General features: G+C 67.3%; 11 protein-coding genes and 2 pseudogenes. 3 read left to right on the plus strand and 10 right to left on the minus strand.

Annotation, left to right across the window (positions count from 1 at the left end):
• Window positions 1-4: 4 nt before the first annotated feature.
• From ASC94_RS06645 to ASC94_RS06690, 10 genes and pseudogenes are all read right to left on the minus strand, one after another.
• On the minus strand, window positions 5-1,750 hold the full coding sequence (locus tag ASC94_RS06645; RefSeq protein WP_056392557.1) for a hypothetical protein: 1,746 nt from the start codon (window positions 1,748-1,750) through the stop codon (window positions 5-7).
• Complete coding sequence (locus ASC94_RS06650) at window positions 1,747-3,915, minus strand: DUF4175 family protein (RefSeq protein WP_056392559.1); 2,169 nt, start codon at window positions 3,913-3,915, stop codon at window positions 1,747-1,749. The genes ASC94_RS06645 and ASC94_RS06650 overlap by 4 nt, the downstream gene beginning before the upstream one ends.
• Window positions 3,899-5,167 carry a BatA domain-containing protein gene (locus ASC94_RS06655; protein WP_056392560.1) on the minus strand — a complete coding sequence of 423 codons (1,269 nt, stop codon included), beginning with the start codon at window positions 5,165-5,167 and terminating at the stop codon, window positions 3,899-3,901. The genes ASC94_RS06650 and ASC94_RS06655 overlap by 17 nt, the downstream gene beginning before the upstream one ends.
• Window positions 5,164-6,177, minus strand: a complete 1,014-nt coding sequence (locus ASC94_RS06660) for a DUF58 domain-containing protein (RefSeq protein WP_056392562.1) — start codon at window positions 6,175-6,177, stop codon at window positions 5,164-5,166. Before ASC94_RS06660 ends, ASC94_RS06655 begins: the two co-directional genes overlap by 4 nt.
• 12 nt (window positions 6,178-6,189) lie before the next feature.
• Window positions 6,190-7,182, minus strand: coding sequence for an AAA family ATPase (locus tag ASC94_RS06665; protein WP_373888101.1), 993 nt, complete (start codon window positions 7,180-7,182; stop codon window positions 6,190-6,192).
• 2 nt (window positions 7,183-7,184) lie between these two features.
• Window positions 7,185-7,805, minus strand: a complete 621-nt coding sequence (locus ASC94_RS06670; protein WP_056392568.1) for a DUF4159 domain-containing protein — start codon at window positions 7,803-7,805, stop codon at window positions 7,185-7,187.
• Window positions 7,806-7,914: 109 nt separating this feature from the next.
• Window positions 7,915-9,252, minus strand: a complete 1,338-nt coding sequence (locus ASC94_RS06675; protein ID WP_056392570.1) for a TldD/PmbA family protein — start codon at window positions 9,250-9,252, stop codon at window positions 7,915-7,917.
• 14 nt (window positions 9,253-9,266) lie between these two features.
• A pseudogene (locus tag ASC94_RS06680) lies at window positions 9,267-10,876 on the minus strand (TldD/PmbA family protein).
• Window positions 10,877-10,984: 108 nt separating this feature from the next.
• Window positions 10,985-12,322: a TldD/PmbA family protein gene (locus tag ASC94_RS06685; protein WP_056392572.1), complete on the minus strand. Its 1,338-nt coding sequence runs from the start codon at window positions 12,320-12,322 to the stop codon at window positions 10,985-10,987.
• A gap of 27 nt (window positions 12,323-12,349) precedes the next feature.
• A pseudogene (locus tag ASC94_RS06690) lies at window positions 12,350-13,986 on the minus strand (TldD/PmbA family protein).
• Between the two features lie 263 nt (window positions 13,987-14,249).
• Here ASC94_RS06690 and ASC94_RS06695 point away from each other — a divergent pair.
• The 3 genes from ASC94_RS06695 to ASC94_RS06705 all read left to right on the plus strand — a co-directional run bounded on the left by ASC94_RS06695 (window position 14,250) and on the right by ASC94_RS06705 (window position 16,747).
• Window positions 14,250-15,056 carry a class I SAM-dependent methyltransferase gene (locus ASC94_RS06695; protein WP_056392574.1) on the plus strand — a complete coding sequence of 269 codons (807 nt, stop codon included), beginning with the start codon at window positions 14,250-14,252 and terminating at the stop codon, window positions 15,054-15,056.
• Between the two features lie 94 nt (window positions 15,057-15,150).
• The gene (aqpZ, locus tag ASC94_RS06700) at window positions 15,151-15,879 is read left to right on the plus strand and encodes an aquaporin Z (RefSeq protein WP_056392576.1); all 729 of its coding nucleotides are present in this window, start codon (window positions 15,151-15,153) and stop codon (window positions 15,877-15,879) included.
• A gap of 7 nt (window positions 15,880-15,886) precedes the next feature.
• Window positions 15,887-16,747, plus strand: coding sequence for a hypothetical protein (locus ASC94_RS06705; protein WP_056392578.1), 861 nt, complete (start codon window positions 15,887-15,889; stop codon window positions 16,745-16,747).
• The last annotated feature ends 25 nt before the right edge of the window (window positions 16,748-16,772 follow it).

Genomic DNA, 16,772 nt, shown 5'->3' on the forward strand with positions numbered 1-16,772 from the left:
TGGTCTAGCGGCGCTCGCGGCGCCAGAGCAGCAGCATGCACGCGGCGCAAACGAAGGCGAAGGGCCAGGAAGGCAGCGGACTGCGCGCGCCGCCCGCCGCCGGCGCTTCCGGCGTGCGCGCGGCGTAAAGCGCCGTGGCATCCTGCCTCAGGGCTTGCTGCCACAGGGGCCAGTCGCCGGCGGCGTGGATGTAGATGCGATGCTCCGACGCGCCGCTGCGCAAGGTCAGCCAGCCCGGCTGCCGTGGCAGGAACGCGGCGCAGACGCTTTCTGCGCGGGCCCGGCGCGCTTGCCATGCCGTGGCGGGCAAGCCATCGATGTGCAGCGCGGCGCCGGCCTCGGCCCCCTGCGCGCACACTTCGGTGCGCAACCCGGCAACCGGCATCGGGTCCGGCTGCTGCCAGGCCATCTTCTGCGTGGCGCCGTCCGCCGCCCTGTCGAGCAGCGCCTGCCACCACTGGCCCAGCGCAGCGGGCGACGAAATGCCGTAGCGGTGCCAGTCCGACACCCCGACCCAGCTGATGCGTCCCTTCTTCCACGTGCGCTGCCAAAGCCAGGGGCGGCCTTTGCTGTCCGCTGCAGCTGCGCGCCACGTCCCGCTCTCCTGGCCGGCAGGGTTGAGCGAGGCTGGCGGCATGGTGAGCTGTTCGCCGCCTATCCTGAACTGTCGGATGTCGTCCTTTTCCGTCGAGGGCGCCTGCGGCGCCAGGCGTAGCGCGAGTTCCCGCTGCCAGAGGGCGGCGTCGCCTGCGTTGCCGGCCAGGATAATCAGCGGCACGCCCTGCCCTGTTTGCGCCAGCAATGCGGCGCGCGCGGGTGCGGACAGCGCTTCGAACCAGGCGGCATCCATCACTTGCGCATTCGGCTCGGCCAGGTCGGCACGCGCCGTTTCGGTTCGGCTCAAGCCTTTGCCCAGCGTGGTTTGCCAGTCTAGCGTTGCGTTGCTGTCGGTAAGGAGCTGGTTCAGCGCACGGGCATCGAACGATGGCGCGCCGAAGCGGCCGATGATCTGCAGCGGAACCGGCGGCACCACCAGCAACGGCACCGGTCCTTGCGCGACCAGCTTGCCGGCAGCGTCGAGCAGGCGTGCTTGCAGCAGCAGTTGCTCGGCAAGCGGAGGCTGCCAGGCGAGGGTCAGCGGTGCAGCGCCGGCCGGCTGTGCTGCTTCGGCGAGGAGCTGGCCGTTCTCGGCAAGCAGCTGGAGACGCCAGCCCGGCTGCGCGCCGCTGTGGCGCGCCGACAGGGTAAAGCTCCGGCCCAGCGGCAGCATGCGCGGGAATTCAAGCCGGAGCAGTTCGCCTTGCGGCGCAGTCCAGCGCAAGGGGCGCGCCGGCAGGTCGTCCCACTGCGCGGCGCGCAGGCCAGGTCCTGTCAGCGCAATCGAACCGGCTTGCGGCACGGCGAGCAGCGCGCGTATCAGCGTGTCGCCGGGCGGCGCTGCCGCTGCGGCGGCGCCGCCCGGCGCGGCAGGTCTGGCTTGCCCCGGCGGCGCGGAAGAAACCGGCGCTGCGGCTGCGGCTGCGGTCATCGGCTCGGAGGCAATGGCGATCTCACCGGCACCCGTGGCGGGCTGCGTGGGTGAAGCCAGCAAGGCAGCAAGCGACAGCGCGGCCACCACCGCCAGCGCGGCGTCGGCGGCCCGGTTCTTGCGCGCATACAGCGCAGCGCTGACCATCCCTGCCAGCATAACGCCCGCGCTGGCGGCGCCGAAGCCGAAGGCCATGCCGAACAAGTCCACATTGGCCATCATGGCTGCTCCTTGCCGCGCCACGCCTGGCGGAATACGCTGTCGGACTGCGGCTGCGCCTGCAGCACCACGCCCGGTTCGGTGAGAGTGGCACGCAGGTAGGCGCGCAGCACGGCGCGGCAATCCGTGCAGCCGTCTTCCACGTCCTGCACGGCGCGCTGCGCGGCCAGTCTGTGTTCGTCCCCACCAATGCGGGCGGCGATGATCTCGCGCGCGCTCCTGCTCCACAATGCAGGCAGCGCGCCGCTGGAAGCGAGCGCCTGCACCAGCTCGCGCACGTCTTGCGGAACCTTGTCATCGGCCACACCCTGTGCCCGCCGGGTGCTTTGCGCGCCGACCACGTCGCCCGTCAGGCGCTTTTCTTCCTTGATGGCGGGCGGCACAAAGGCGGTGCGGTGCAGGTAGACGCGTTCGGCCTGCTGCAGTTCCTTGATGGCGTCGAGCGCCTCGTACTCGGGCGAAAGCGCGGCCTTGGGCGCCATGGCGCGCAGCTGCTTCTCGGCGTCCCACATGGCCTTCAGCGCACGCCGCAGCACTTCCTTGGTCTTCGGATCGAAGATGGTGGCGTTGTCGGTTTCGTCGTGCTTGTGACCGAACTCCGCGACGATGCTGGCCATGCTGCCGTCCTTAAAGCCGCCGCTTGGGGCATGCCCGGCCTCGGCGCCATGATCGTGCCCGTCCCCGTGGCTATGCTCATCGTCGCCGAACAAGGTGGATTCTTCGCCGAGGAACTGGCCATAGCGCAGCCGCAGGCGAGACTGGTCGCTGGCGATGGACTCGCTGCGCTCACGCAGCGTGGCGGCGCTCAGCCGGGGCGCGTCGGCCAGCAGCTGCTCGGTGTCGATGATGATCTGGCGCTGGCTGCGCAGGCTCTGCGGCTTGACCATGGTGGACAGCGCGGAGGAATCCAGGCTTTCCGATTGCGGGCCAGGCAGGCGTAGCGTGTAGGTGGCGGTCTGCACGGTGTGCGGCTGGCCGGGCGCGTTGTCGGTGGCGCGCACGAAGAAGTACAGCTCGTCGCCGGGCTCCATGCCCAGTTCGGCGAGGGACCAGTTCTTTTGCCAGTTGCGTGTGCGCGGGTCGGGCGATTGCGGCAGTGGCAGTTCGCGGTCGCTGAAACGGATGTTTTCGCCGCTGCCGCGCGCCAGCGTGAGGTGCAGGCTGGCGCGGGCGATGCCGTAGTCGTCCCGCACAGCCACCGCGAGTTGCACGGACTGGGTTCCGGCGGCCAGCACCTGGATGGCTTCGATGGGCGCGAGAATGGACACTTGCGGCGCCTGGTCTATGGTGACGCGGATGTTGTGGCGGCTGCCGCCGGCATTCCCGGCTGCGCCTCGCAGGCGCCAGAACAGCGATTCGGTGGCGGTCCAGGTGGCGCAGTCCTGCGCCAGCGCGAGGGTCTGGCCGTCGCTCAGTTCGATCGTAGCGGGCAGCTCGCCAGCGCGCTTGTGACACCAGCGCACCTGGCTGTGCTGGGGCACCTGGATGTCACCGGCATCGGCTTCGAAGGGAGCGGCCTTCGTGTATGCGGGTGGCGTGACGCGGAGGACGATGTCGCCCGAGGCTGGCGGTCGGGTTTTACCTGGCGCGGATTTGGGGCCCTGGCGCACGGGCGCGGCCTGGGACTGTTGCCAGGCGTAGGCCGATGCCGCACACAGCAGGCTGGCGACGATGGGCAGGACGGCGAGGCGGATGCGGGTGCGGGCGATAGCACGGCAGTCGTCTGCTCGGAGCACGTCAAGGATGCGTTCTTGCAGGCGGGCGCGCTGAAGACGGGCGACCGGGGTGGCGGGTTCGGTGGCGAGCAACGCACTGCTGTCTTCCAGCGCGGGTACGGCTGCGTCCAGCCAGCGCGGCCACTCGGCGGCAACACGCCGGCGCAAGGCACGCACGTCGAAGGCGAGCCAGAGCAGCCAGGCGGTCAGCAGGATGATCGACGGGAAGAAGATGGCATCCACGCCGGGGCCGGGCAGGCTGTCCGTGGCCAGAGCGCCGGCGGCGGCAGCGGCGGTGGTCGGGGTGGTACTGGATGTGGAACGCAGCGCGGCGCTTGCGAACAGGAGCAGGACTGGCAGCAGCGCAGCGGCCCATAGCGGCGCGCGGCGCAGCAGGACGGCGCGCCACAACCGGCGCTGCACGGTGGAGCGGAAGTCAGCGTCGGCGGGCATGGGTTATCAGGCGTTCGAGGGCAAACAGGGCAAGCAGCAGGTAGGCCAGCCAGGCAGCGGGTGGGGTGCCGGGCATGGCGAGCGGCGTGCTGCGGCGCGGCGGCAGCTGCTGCGCTGGCAGGGGATAGGGTTGCGCGGGGCGCGTCAGCGATTGCCACGTTTCGTAGAGGGCACGGGCGGCGTCGGCGTTCTGCGGCGGCAGCGCGGGAGAGAGCCACAGGCGGCCGCGCGGGCTGTCGGTGATCTGGAGCGTGAGACCGTTGATCGTCAGTGGCTTGGCGAGGGGTTCCCTTGCGCCGAGCGCCGCGAGCGGAGCCGACGCTGGCAGCCACCACAAGGGCGCGTGCCAGCCGGGCGGCGGCGCGGCCTGCGAGTCCCAGACGATCAGCCCGGTTCCGGCGCCGGGCTTGTCTTCAATGATGTAGCGGCCATGGCCAGCCGATTCGAATGCCGCGAACGTTGCGCGCCAGGCGGCCAGGTGCTCAGGCGGAGCTGACAGGGCAATGCGGTGTTCCGGGCGCTCGGCAGCGGCTGTGCCGGTGGCGGGAGCGGCGGCGGCGCCAGTGGCCGCCCGACCGGCAGCGGCCGCAGAGGCGGTGGCGGGAGCGGCGCGACCGGCTGTGGCGGCGGTGGCGGCGCGATCGGCTGCTGTGGCGGCGGCGCGATCGGCTGCGGCGACGACAGGGGGCAACACGCGGATGTCGACCATATGGGCCAGCGGCGGGAGTTGGGCGGGCATGGGGATGGATTGGGCAAGGATGAGCAGGCGCGCGCCTGGGCGCCATGCGTGTTCGTTCGCCTGCAGCCACTGCAGGGCATTAGCCGGCAGGGCGATGCGCTGCGCCCCGCTCATTCCGGCGGCGGCGACTTGTTGCTCAATCCAGTACGAGGCGGAAGCGGCAGCTTGGGCTGGGGATGCCGGCCCCGCTGCGGGGCCGCGCGCTGGCAGTGCAGCTGCGGCCTGCTCGCGGGCGGTCAAGGCGGGATCGATGAAGACGGTGTCGCCGCGCCACGGCATGCTTACGGCGGCGAGCCAGCCGATCAAGGCGATCAGGAACAGGCAGCGCAAGGCGAGCAGCAGCAGGTCTTCCCAGCGCCAGATACGAACGGTCTGCGGCGGGGCCGCCGGGAGGAAACGGGCCGTCGCCAGCGGTTCGGACTTGATACGCTGGCGTTTCTGCCTGTGCCACCAGATCGGCAGCAACAGCAGCGGCAGGGCGAACCACCACAGGGGCTGGGCGCTTGCCATCATCGTGCCCTCGCCCGCGGCGATGCCAGTTGCAGCCAGCCGCGCAGCACCTCTGCCAGTGACTGCTCGACGCGCGCTTCGTAGTAGGGGATGTCATGCCGCCGGCAGGCGCCGCTGACAGTGGCGAAGTGCGCGCTCAACGCGGCCCGGAACGCGGCGCGGCCGGCTTCGTCAAGCAGGTGCATGTGGGCGCCAGCCTGCCCGCCGGATGCCGGCGCGGGGGCCGCCGCCATGGATGCCGCCATGGATGCCGTCATCGCTGCCACCCCGGGGTCCACCACGGATGCCGCCGGGGACGCGGCCTGCACGTCCAGCTCGGGATCGCGGTAGCCGGCGCCGGGATTGAAACTGGCATCCACTTCGGCTTGCGTGCGTACCGCCAGCAGGCGCACGTCGTGCCGCATGTGGCGCAGGCGCAGCAGCGCCTCGGACAGGGGCGACGGCCACTCCAGGCAGTCGCCGGCGGCGAACACCAGGCTGGGCGCGCGCGCGAAATGCAGGCTGGATTTGAGTGTGGCGGCATCCGGCATGGCGCCTTGCGGCCTGGCCTTGGCCAGCTGCGCCAGCACGCGCTGCAACTGGCGCGGGCCGCGCGAAGCGGGCGTGAATTCAGTGCGCCCGCCGGTACAGATGACCAGCCCGAACGCGTCGCCCTGGCGCTGCGCGACAGCGGCGATGCAGCCCAGCACCGTGGCCGCGAAACGCAGCTTGTCGACATTGGGCACTTCGCGGCTGGGCTCGGACATGGACGCGCTGGCATCCAGCCACAGCCAGGTGGCGACATGGCTGTCGCGCTCCGCCTCGCGCACGTAATAGCGGTCCGCGCGCGCCAGCAGCTTCCAGTCGACACGGCGCCACTCGTCGCCCGGCGCGTAGGCCCGGTACTCGGAGAACTCGACGCCGGCACCGCGCTCGCGGCCCGCGTGGATGCCGTGGCCCAGCCCCGCCAGGACGTGGCGGATGATGAGCTCAAGGTCGTTGGTGTGCGCCAGCAGCGCGGGTGATTCCAGCATCGGCTACCCTGCTTAGTCCGGGCGGATATCGTTGCGCAGCGCAGCCAGGATGTCGGCGATGGCGACGCCGTCCGCTTCCGCCTCGAAGTTGCGCAGCACGCGGTGCGCCAGCACCGGCAGCAGCATCGCGGCGATGTCTTCGCGCGTCACAGCGAGCCGGTTATGCATCAGCGCGCGCGCCTTGGAAGCCAGCACCAGCGCCTGACCCGCGCGCGGACCGGCGCCCCAGCCCACGTGCTTGCGCACCGCCGCCACGCTGCTTTCCTTAGGGCGCGTAGCGCGCACCAGGCGCGTTGCGTACACCAGCAAGTGGTCGCCGATCTCGATATCGCGCACCAGCTGCTGCAGGCGCAGCAGGGTGGCCACGTCCATCACCGGTTGCGCGTCCGCCAGGCCGGCATGCGTCGTGGCCGACACCATGGCCACCTCCTCCGCCTCGCTCGGGTAGCCGACGTCGATCCGCAGCAGGAAGCGGTCCAGCTGCGCTTCCGGCAGCGGATACGTGCCCGCCTGCTCGATGGGGTTCTGCGTGGCCAGCACGAAGAAGGGCCTGGGCAGCTTGTGGGTCTGGCCGGCGAAGGTGACGGCGCGCTCCTGCATCGCCTCCAGCAGCGCGGACTGGGTCTTGGGCGGTGCACGGTTGATCTCGTCCGCCAGCAGCACTTGCGTGAACACCGGGCCTTGCTGGAAGCGGAATTCGCGCTTGCCGGTGGCGTGTTCCTCTTCCAGGATCTCGGTGCCGACGATATCGGACGGCATCAGGTCCGGCGTGAACTGCACGCGGCGGAACTCCATCTCGGTGGCCTGCGCCAGCGATTTCACCAGCAAGGTCTTGCCCAGGCCCGGCACACCCTCCACCAGCGCATGTCCGCCGCCCAGCAGGCAGATCACCAGCGAATCGATCACATCCTGCTGGCCGATGATCACTTGCGACATGCTGGCCTTGAGCGCCGCCACCTTGCCGGTCAAAGCGCCGATTTCGTTTTCATTCCACTGCACAGACACGGTTATGCTCCCAATGCGTACTGAATTATGTTGACCGCGAAGCGGGTGTTGTCCACCACCAGCCAGCGCTTGTTGCGGAAGTCGTAGTCCCACTCGCAGCCGTAGTCCTTGTTGCTGTACAAGACCCGCACCCGGCCGCCGAACTCGATCGCCTTCAGGTAGTCGTGCACCAGGTCGTCGCCCCAGCCGTTCAGCTCCACGCTGGTGTTGGGCGGGCCGTCGAACTTGAAGAAACTCGAATACACCGGATGGCTGTTCGGGATCTTGTGCAAGGCCTTGGGGCCGAACATCGTCGCCAGCTCGGCCTCGAAGGACTTGGCGAACAGGCCGTCGATATCGTGGTTGCAATCGTCCACGAACACGAAGCCGCCGCCCTTCACGTAGCGCTCGAAGTTCTTGCGCTCGGCGGGCGTGAACTGCACCAGCTTGTGGCCGGCCAGGTAGCAGAACGGCGCTTCGAGCATCTTCGGGTCGGACAGCGCCACCACCCGTTCAACGGGATCAACCCGCAAGGTCGTGTATTCGACCAGCGAGTTGAGCACGTTGCTCGGCATGCGGATGTCCACATCCCAGTCGCCCGACTCGTAGGTCAGGCGAGTGAAGTAAAAATCGAAGCTGGCCATGGTTTAGCCCCGGACGGCGCTTGGCGGGTTACGGCTGCGCCTAACCCGCCCTACGGGCCCCAGCCGGGGTTTCGTAGGGCGGGTTAGCGCAGCGTAACCCGCCGTGCGCTCAGACTGCATCGGACAGCGACGTGAAGTTGAAGTCGCGCACCTTCATTGCCGGCAGCAGCATCTGGAAGCTGGCATTGGTGCCGCCCACCACCACCGGCTTGCCCAGCTCTTCGATGTTGTTCAGCATGGCGACCGGACTTTCGTTGAAGCGGAAGTTCTTGATCGGATGCTTGATCTTGCCGTTCTCGATGTAGAAGGTGCCGTCGCGCGTGAGGCCGGTGAGCAGCTGCGACTGCGGATCGACCATGCGGATATACCAGGTGCGGGTGACCAGCACGCCCTTCTTGGTGCTGGCGATCAGCTCCTCGGTGGACTTGGTGCCGCCGGCCATGATGACGTTGCCGTGGCGGCCGATGGCGCGCTTGCCCTGCTTCTGCGCCCAGTAGCGCGTGTAGTCCATGCCCGCCACCACACCGTTCTTGATGATGTCGGCGCGCTCGCGCGCCAGCATGGATGCGCTGTCCCACGGCAGTACCGGCACATCGGGGTTCCACGGGTCGGCCCACACGTTCACCTGCTCGTCGTACAGCTTCTCGCCCACGCGGTTGCCGCCGCCCTTCTTCGACAGGAAGCTGCGGCCCTCGTCCGCATTGCGCGCGTCGAAGGCGCCGAACATGAAGTTCAGCATGTCCGAGGTGGCATCCGGTTCCAGGATCACGGTGTAGCGGCCCGGTTCCAGCGCCTTGGCGTCCACAGAGCGCAGCGCCTTCTCGATGGCGATGGCCGACGCTGCGCGCGCGTCGAACTTGCCGGCGTCGTTGGCGTAGCGCTTGGCCCAGCCGGAGCCGCGCCCGTCCTCGGTGCGGGTGGTGACGGTGAAACCGAGGCTGGTCAGTTCCTGGTAGCCGAACACGCCGTTCGAGTTGGCGTGCGCCTGGAAGGACGTGGTGTCGTCGAAGAAGCCGGCGGCCTTCAGGTTGGCCTTGCGCGCCGCCTCGATGCTGCGGAACGCTACTTCGGCGCGGTAGTCCGGGTCGATGGCGGCGGTGTTCTTGTTCCACGTGGGCGTGGCCTTGTACTGCTGCGCCGTGACGTTGGGCAGGAATTCCGGATTCTCGGGCGCCAGGCGCGCAACATCTTCGGCGCGGCGCACGGCCTTTTCCAGCGACTTGTCGTCGAACTCGTTGATGGTGGCGCTGCCCACCCGCTTGCCGAAGGAGACCGTGACGTTAAGCTGCGTGTCCTCGGCCAGGCCGGCCGTGGACACGGCGTTGTTGGCGTAGCGGATATTGCCTTCGCGCTCGCCGCTCAGGTTCACGCGGCATTCGTCGGCCTTGGAAAAGGCGATCGCCTTTTCGCAGATGCGCCGGGCTTCATCCTGGGTCAAAAATTTCATCTTGCGCTAGCTCCTCAGCCGATCTTGCGGGCAGTGTTGATGACGTTCACGCCGTTGAAGCGCGTGGTGCTGGAACCGTGCGACACGGCGCTGACCTGCGACGGCTGGCCCTTGCCGTCGAAGAAGGAGCCGCCCATGCGCCAGTCGCGCTCGTCGCACATGGCGCTGCACGCGTTCCAGAATTCCTGGGTGTTGGACTGATCTTGCCGTCCTTGATCTCGTAGTACAGCTGGCCGCCGAACTGGAAGTTGTAGCGCTGCTGGTCGATGGAGAAGGAGCCGCGTCCGGCGATGTAGATGCCCTTCTTCACGTCCTTCACCATCTCGTCCGGCGTGAGCGGCTTCTTGCCCGCCTGGAGCGACACGTTGGGCATGCGCTGGAACTGCACGCTGCTCCAGCTGTCCGCGTAGGAGCAGCCGTGCGATTCCTTTTCGCCGATGATATGGGCCTGGTCGCGCGTGGCCTGATAGTTCACCAGAACGCCGTCCTTGATGATGTCCCAGCGCTTGCACTGCACGCCTTCGTCGTCGTAGCCCACGGTGGCCAGCGCGCCCGGCGCGGTCTTGTCGGCCACGAAGTTGACCATGTCGGAGCCGTACTTGAATTTCTTCGACTGCCACTTGTCCAGCGTGGCGAAGCTGGTGCCGGCGTAGTTGGCCTCGTAGCCCAGCACGCGGTCCAGCTCCGTGGCATGGCCGACCGATTCGTGGATGGTGAGGAACAGGTGCTCGGGGCTGAGCACCAGGTCGTACTTGCCCGGCTCCACGGTCTTGGCGCTGAGCTTTTCGCGCGCCTGCTTGCCTGCCGCGCGGGCGTCCTCGATCAGGTCGTAGCGGTCCTTGTACAGGGTGGTCACGCCGCCCGGCGCGCGGATCCTGTGCTGCGGCTCGGCGTCGAAAAATTCATAGCCCATGCCAGCCGGCGAGGACAGGCCCTGGCGGGTGCGGAATTTGCCGCTGGCCTTGTCCACTGCGGTGGCGGTGAAGGGCGACCACAGGCGGTGCACGTCCTGGTCGATATAAGAGCCGTCCGTGGAAGCGAAGTACTTCTGCTGGTTGACCTGGAACAGGGTCGATTGCATGAAGCTGGCGCCGGCGTCCATGCCGGCCTTGTTGGCGGCGATCAGCATCTCGGCCTTTTCCTTGATCGGCACCGCGCGCCAGTCCTTCTTGAAGGGCGTGGCCCAGGCCACTTCGCCCACGCCCTTGACGGGCGCCAGCTGCACCGGCGCGCTTTGCAGGCGCGCGTTGGCCTTGGCGATGGCGACCGCCTGGCGCGCCGCTTCGGCCACCGAGTCCGGCGTCATTACGTTGGTGGAGACGAAGCCGTAGGCGCCATTGGCCAGCACCCGCACACCCACGCCGCTGGACTCGGTATTGACGATGTTTTCCACGTTCAGGTCGCGCGTGGTGACGAACTGGTTCAGGTAGCGGCCGATGCGCACGTCGCAGTAGCTGGCGCCAGCCTTGGTGGCGGTGTTCATGGCGGCGTCGGCGAGCGACTTCCTGAACTGCACCGCCATGGGGTTGAGCAGCTCCTCGGCCGCGATCGCGTTGCCGAACACCGGCACCAGCAGGGTGCCGCCGGTGATGGCGCCCACCTTTAAAAATGTACGTCGTTCCACAATCTCTCCTGATTCAATTGGCGGGTTACGGCTGCGCCTAACCCGCCCTACAGTTCCCACCCGGGGGTTTCGTAGGGCGGGTTAGCGCAGCGTAACCCGCCGGTACCGTTACACCGCGTCCGACAGGGACGTGAAGTTGAAGTCCCGCACCTTCATCGCCGGGATCAGCAGCTTGTAGGGCGATTCGTCGCCGCCCAGTATCACCGGCTTGCCCACTTCTTCAATATTGTTCAGCATTGTGACCGGGCTTTCATTGAAGCGGAAGTTCTTGATGGGGTGCTTGATCTTGCCGTTCTCGATGTAGAAGGTGCCGTCGCGCGTGAGGCCGGTGAGCAGCAGCGACTGCGGGTCCACCATGCGGATGTACCAGGTGCGCGTCACCAGCACGCCCTTCTTGGTGTTGGCGATCAGCTCCGCCGTTTCCTTGTTGGTGCCGGCCATGATGAAGTTGCCCGGCGAGCCGACCGCGCGCTTGCCCTGCTTCTGTGCCCAGAAGCGCGAATAGTCCAGCGCGGCGACCTTGCCGTTCCTGACGATGTCCATGCGTTCGCGCGCCAGCAAACTGCCGCTGTCCCACGGCGTCACGGCGATGTCCTTGTCCCACGGGTCGGACCAGATGTTGACCTGCTCGTCGAACAGCTTGTCGCCCAGGCGGTTGGCGCCGCCCTTCTTGGACAGGAAGCTGCGGCCCTCGTCGGCGCTGCGCGCGCTCAGCGCGCTGAACATGTAGGCCAGCAGGTCGGAGGTAGCCGCCGGTTCCAGGATCACCGTGTAGCGGCCCGGTTCCAGCGCCTTGGCATCCACCGAGCGCAGCGCCTTTTCAATCGCCACGTCGGACGCTTCGCGCGCGTCGAACTTGCTCACGTCGCCGGCGTCGCGCCGCACCCAGCCCGAGCCCCGCCCGTCCTCGGTGCGCACGGTCAGCGTGAAGTTCACGCCGGTTTCCTCCTGGTGGCCGAACACGCCGTTCGAATTGGCCACTGCCTCGAAAGAGGTGCTGTCGGTGAAGAAGCCCGCCGCCTGCAGCTTGTTCTTGCGGCTGTTCTCGATGCTGTAGGCCGCCACCTGGGCGCGGAAATCGGGATCGATGGCCGCCGTGTTCTTGCTGTAGGTGTTGCTGGCCTTGTATTCCTGCTTGCTCACCGCCGGCATGAATTCCGGATTGTCCGGCGCCAGGCGCGCCAGGTCTTCCGCGCGGCGCACCGCTTTTTCCAGCGACTTGTCGTCGAACTCGTTGATGCTGGCCACGCCCTGCTTCTTGCCGAAGGCCACCGCCACGGTCAGCTGGCTGTCCTCCACCAGGCCGGCGGTGGACACGGCGTTGCGCGCGTAACGGATATTGCCGGTGCGGCTGCCGGTCACCTTCACTTCGCACTCATCGCCCCTGGACAGCGACAGCACTTTGTCGCAGATGCGCTTGGTTTCTTCCTGACTCAAAATCTTCATGTCGTCGTCCTGATGTTAGCTGAACAATTAACCGATCTTGCGGGCGGTATTGATCACATTGATGCCGTTGAAGCGCGTGGTGCTGGAACCATGCGAGACCACCGACACCTGGGAAGGCTGGCCCTTGCCGTCGAAGAAGGAGCCGCCCATGCGCCAGTCGCGCTCGTCGCACATGGCGCTGCACGCGTTCCAGAATTCCTGGGTGTTGGACTGTAGGCCACGTCCTCCAGCGGGCGGGTGATCTTGCCGTCCTTGATTTCGTAGAACAGCTGGCCGCCGAACTGGAAGTTGTAGCGCTGCTGGTCGATCGAGAAGGAGCCGTCGCCGACGATGTAGATGCCCTTCTTCACATCCTTGATCATTTCATCCGGAGTGAGCTTCTTCTTGCCCGCCTCCAGCGACACATTGGGCATGCGCTGGAACTGCACGCTGCTCCAGCTGTCGGCGTAGGAGCAGCCGTGCGATTCCTTCTCGCCGATGATATGGGCCTGGTCGCGCGTGGCCTGGTAGTTCACCAGCACGCCGTCGCGGATGATGTCCCAGCGCTTGCACTTCACGCCTTCGTCGTCGTAGCCGACCGCGCCCAGCGAACCCGGGGTGGTCTTGTCGGCGACGATGTTGACGATGTCCGAGCCGTACTTGAATTTCTTCGACTGCCACTTGTCCAGCGTGGCGAAGCTGGTGCCGGCGTAGTTGGCTTCGTAGCCGAGCACGCGGTCCAGTTCCGTCGGGTGGCCCACGGATTCATGGATGGTGAGCCACATGTGTTCGGGGCTGAGCACCAGGTCGTACTTGCCCGGCTCGACCGACTTGGCGGACAGCTTGGCCCTGGCCTGCTTGCCGGCGTTGCGGGCATCCTCGATCAGGTCGTAGGAGTTGCGGTACAGGGTGGTGACGCCGCCGGCGGCCTGGAACTTGTCTTCCTTGCGCGCGTCCAGGTATTCATAGCCCATGCCGACCGGCGACGAGAGCCCGGAACGCGAGCGGAATTTTCCGCTGGCCTTGTCCACGGCGGTGGCAAAGAACGGCACCCACAGGCGGTGCAGGTCCTGGTCGATATAGGAGCCGTCGGTGGAGGCGAAGTACTTCTGCTGGTTCACCTGGAACAGCAAGGACTGCATGAAGCTCGCGCCCGCGTCCAGGCCGGCCTTGTTGCCGGCGATGAGCAGCTCGGCCTTGTCCTTGATCGGCACGGCGCGCCAGTCCTTCTTGTAGGGGGTGGCCCAGGATACGGTGCCGGCCCCTGTCACCGGCGCCAGTTGCAGCGGTGCGCTTTGCAGCTTGGCGTTGGCCTTGGCGATAGCGACGGCCTGGCGCGCGGCGACGGCCACGCCATCCGGCGACACGTCGTTGGTGGCGGCGAAGCCGTAGGCGCCGTTGGCGATGACGCGCACGCCCACGCCGGCCGACTCGGTATTGGTGATGTTCTCGACGTTCAGGTCGCGCGTGGTGAGGAACTGGTTCAGGTAGCGGCCGATGCGCACGTCGCAGTAGCTGGCGCCGGCCTGGGTGGCGGCCGTCATGGCCGTATCGGCCAGCATCTTCTTGAAGGCGGTGTCCGCCGGCTTGAGCAGCTCTTCGGCCGCGATCGCCCTGCCGTAGGCGGGCAGCAGCATGGTGCCCAGGGCCACGCCACTGATGTTGAGGAATGCACGTCGTTCCATAGTCTCTCCAAAAGAACCTTCGCCGGAAAGCACACCATGACGCAAGTTTTGTGCCATTGCAAAGATTGCGCGCGCCTCTTGCGGATCGCTAGCGGCTCGCGGCGGAAGTGTCCGCGAGGTGTCCGCGCAAGTGTCCGGCTGGTGTCCGGCCGGTGTCCGGCTGGCCGCGGCGGACACTATCGAATCCGCTTGACCGGCTCCCGAAGTTCCCCGATGATCGGCGCACACGACCGATACGGGTCGTCAACCACCTGGAGACATGCATGAAACAATTCATACTGGGCGCCGTCATCGCCTGCGGCCTTGCCGCTCCCGCCATCGCCGACGACGCGCTGAAAGCGGCCATCGCCAACCCGGCCCGCACGCCTGCCAACGTGGCGCGCGATCCGGCCCGCCATCCCTATGAAACGCTGACCTTCTTCGGCATCAAGCCCAACATGACCGTCGTGGAGCTGTCGCCGGGCGGTGGCTGGTACACCGAGATCCTGGGCCCCTACCTGCGCAAGGACGGCAAGCTGATCGCCGCCGGCGTCACGCCCGGTTCGGCCAGCGAAAACATACGCAAGGCCGCCGCGCGCTTCCAGGACAAACTGAACGCCGTGCCCGCGTCGTACGACAAGGTGGTGCTGGGCGCGTTCGAGCCAAGTAATAATGTGTTTACCTACGCCCCCAAGGGCAGTGCGGACATGGTGCTCACCTTCCGCAACATCCACAACTGGATCGGCAACGGCGACGCCAGCCTGAAGGCGCTGTTCGCCAGCGTGTACGACACGCTGAAGCCGGGCGGCGTGTTCGGCGTGGTGGAGCACCGCCTGCCGGCCGCGATGAAGCAGGACGCCAAGGCCAGCACCGGCTACGTGCACGAAGCCTATGTGATCAAGCTGGCCGAGAGCGCGGGCTTCAAGCTGGCGGCCAGGTCGGAGATCAACGCCAACCCCAAGGACAAGGCCGACCATGAGGAAGGCGTGTGGGCGCTGCCGCCGACCTACGCCAACAAGGACAAGGACCGCGCCAAGTACGAAGCCATCGGCGAGAGCGACCGCATGACGCTCAAATTCGTGAAGCCGTAAGCACCCCCGGCGCCTGCAAAAGGCGCTGGAGGGATGGACATTTGCTGCACCCCGGTATAAATTGTTAATTCGTTAAATTTACCAAGGGGTACACATGAAATCATATGGCGCAGAATTTGTCGGCACCTTCTGGCTGGTGCTGGGCGGCTGCGGCAGCGCGGTGCTGGCGGCGGCCTTCCCGGGCGTCGGCATTGGCTTGCTGGGCGTGTCGCTGGCCTTCGGGCTGACGGTGCTGACCATGGCCTACGCCATCGGCCACGTCTCCGGCTGCCACCTCAATCCAGCGGTATCGATCGGCCTGTGGGCCGGCGGCCGCTTCCCGGCCAACAAGCTGCTGCCCTACATCGTGGCGCAGGTGCTGGGCGCCATTGCAGCGGGCGGCGTGCTGTACCTGATCGCCAGCGGCAAGGCGGGCTTCAGCCTGGCCGGCGGCATGGCTTCCAACGGCTACGGCGAGCATTCGCCGGGCGGCTACTCGCTGACCGCCGCGCTGGTGACCGAAGTGGTGATGACGATGATGTTCCTGATCGTGATCCTGGGCGCCACCGACCGCCGCGCACCGGCCGGCTTCGCGCCGCTGCCCATCGGCCTGGCGCTGACCCTGATCCACCTGATCAGCATCCCGGTCACCAACACCTCGGTCAACCCGGCGCGCAGCACCGGCGTGGGCGTGTTCGTCGGCGACTGGGCGGTGAGCCAGCTGTGGCTGTTCTGGGTGGCGCCGATCGCAGGCGCCCTGCTGGGTGCGCTGGTGTACCGCCTGATCGCGCAGGAAGAGGTGGCCACGCTGCCGGAAGCCATTACGCCCGCCAAGGCGGCTTAAGGACTGCATGCCGTCCGGCCTGCTGATAGGCCTGCTGCTGCAGGCGCTGGCGATGCTGCCGGCGCCGGCGGCAGCGGCGGACCGGCCGGCGGCGGCATCTCCGGCGAACCACCCGGCGCTGCAGCGCTTCGTGCTGCCCGCCATCTCCACCAGCGCCAAGGAGCATGCCTCCTATTTTCCGCGTCTGCTGCAGCTCGCGCTGGACAAGACCGTGGCCAGCGACGGCCCGTACGAGCTGGCCTACTACGGCAGGGAACTCACCAGCCTGCGGCGCAACACCGAACTGAAAAACAATGGCGTGATCAATGTGATGTGGGACGGCACCGACCGCCGGCGCGAAGCCGAGCTGCTGCCAGTGCGCATTTCGCTGATCAAGGAGCTCAATGATTACCGCGTATTCCTGATCCGCAGCGAGGACGCGCCCCGCTTCGCGGCGGTGCGCACGCTCGATGAGCTGCGCCGGCTGAAGGCCGGCGCAGGTGCCAACTGGCCGTCCACCGAGGTGCTGCGCTTTAACGGTCTGCCGGTGGAGACCTCGTCCGGATACGAGTACCTGTTTCCCATGCTGCGCGTGAAGCGCTTCGACTATATGCCGCGCGGCGTGCAGGAGGCGTGGGCGGAGCTGGAACTGCACCCGGACGAAGGCCTGCAGGTTGAATCGACCATCTTCCTGCACTACCGGGTGCCGTTTTATTTCTTCGTCAGCCGCAGCCGGCCGGAGCTGGCGGCGCGCATCGAGCGTGGACTGCGGCTGGCGCAGAAGGACGGCAGTTTCGACCGCCTGTTTAACAGCATCCCCGCCTTCCGGCAGGGCATGGCGGAGATTGCGGCGCGCAGGCGACGGGTTTTTGAGCTGACGCTGCCGTAATGGCGGGTTACGGCCTGCGGCCTAA

This window comes from Massilia sp. Root418 (assembly GCF_001425265.1).
GTDB lineage: Bacteria > Pseudomonadota > Gammaproteobacteria > Burkholderiales > Burkholderiaceae_D > Rugamonas.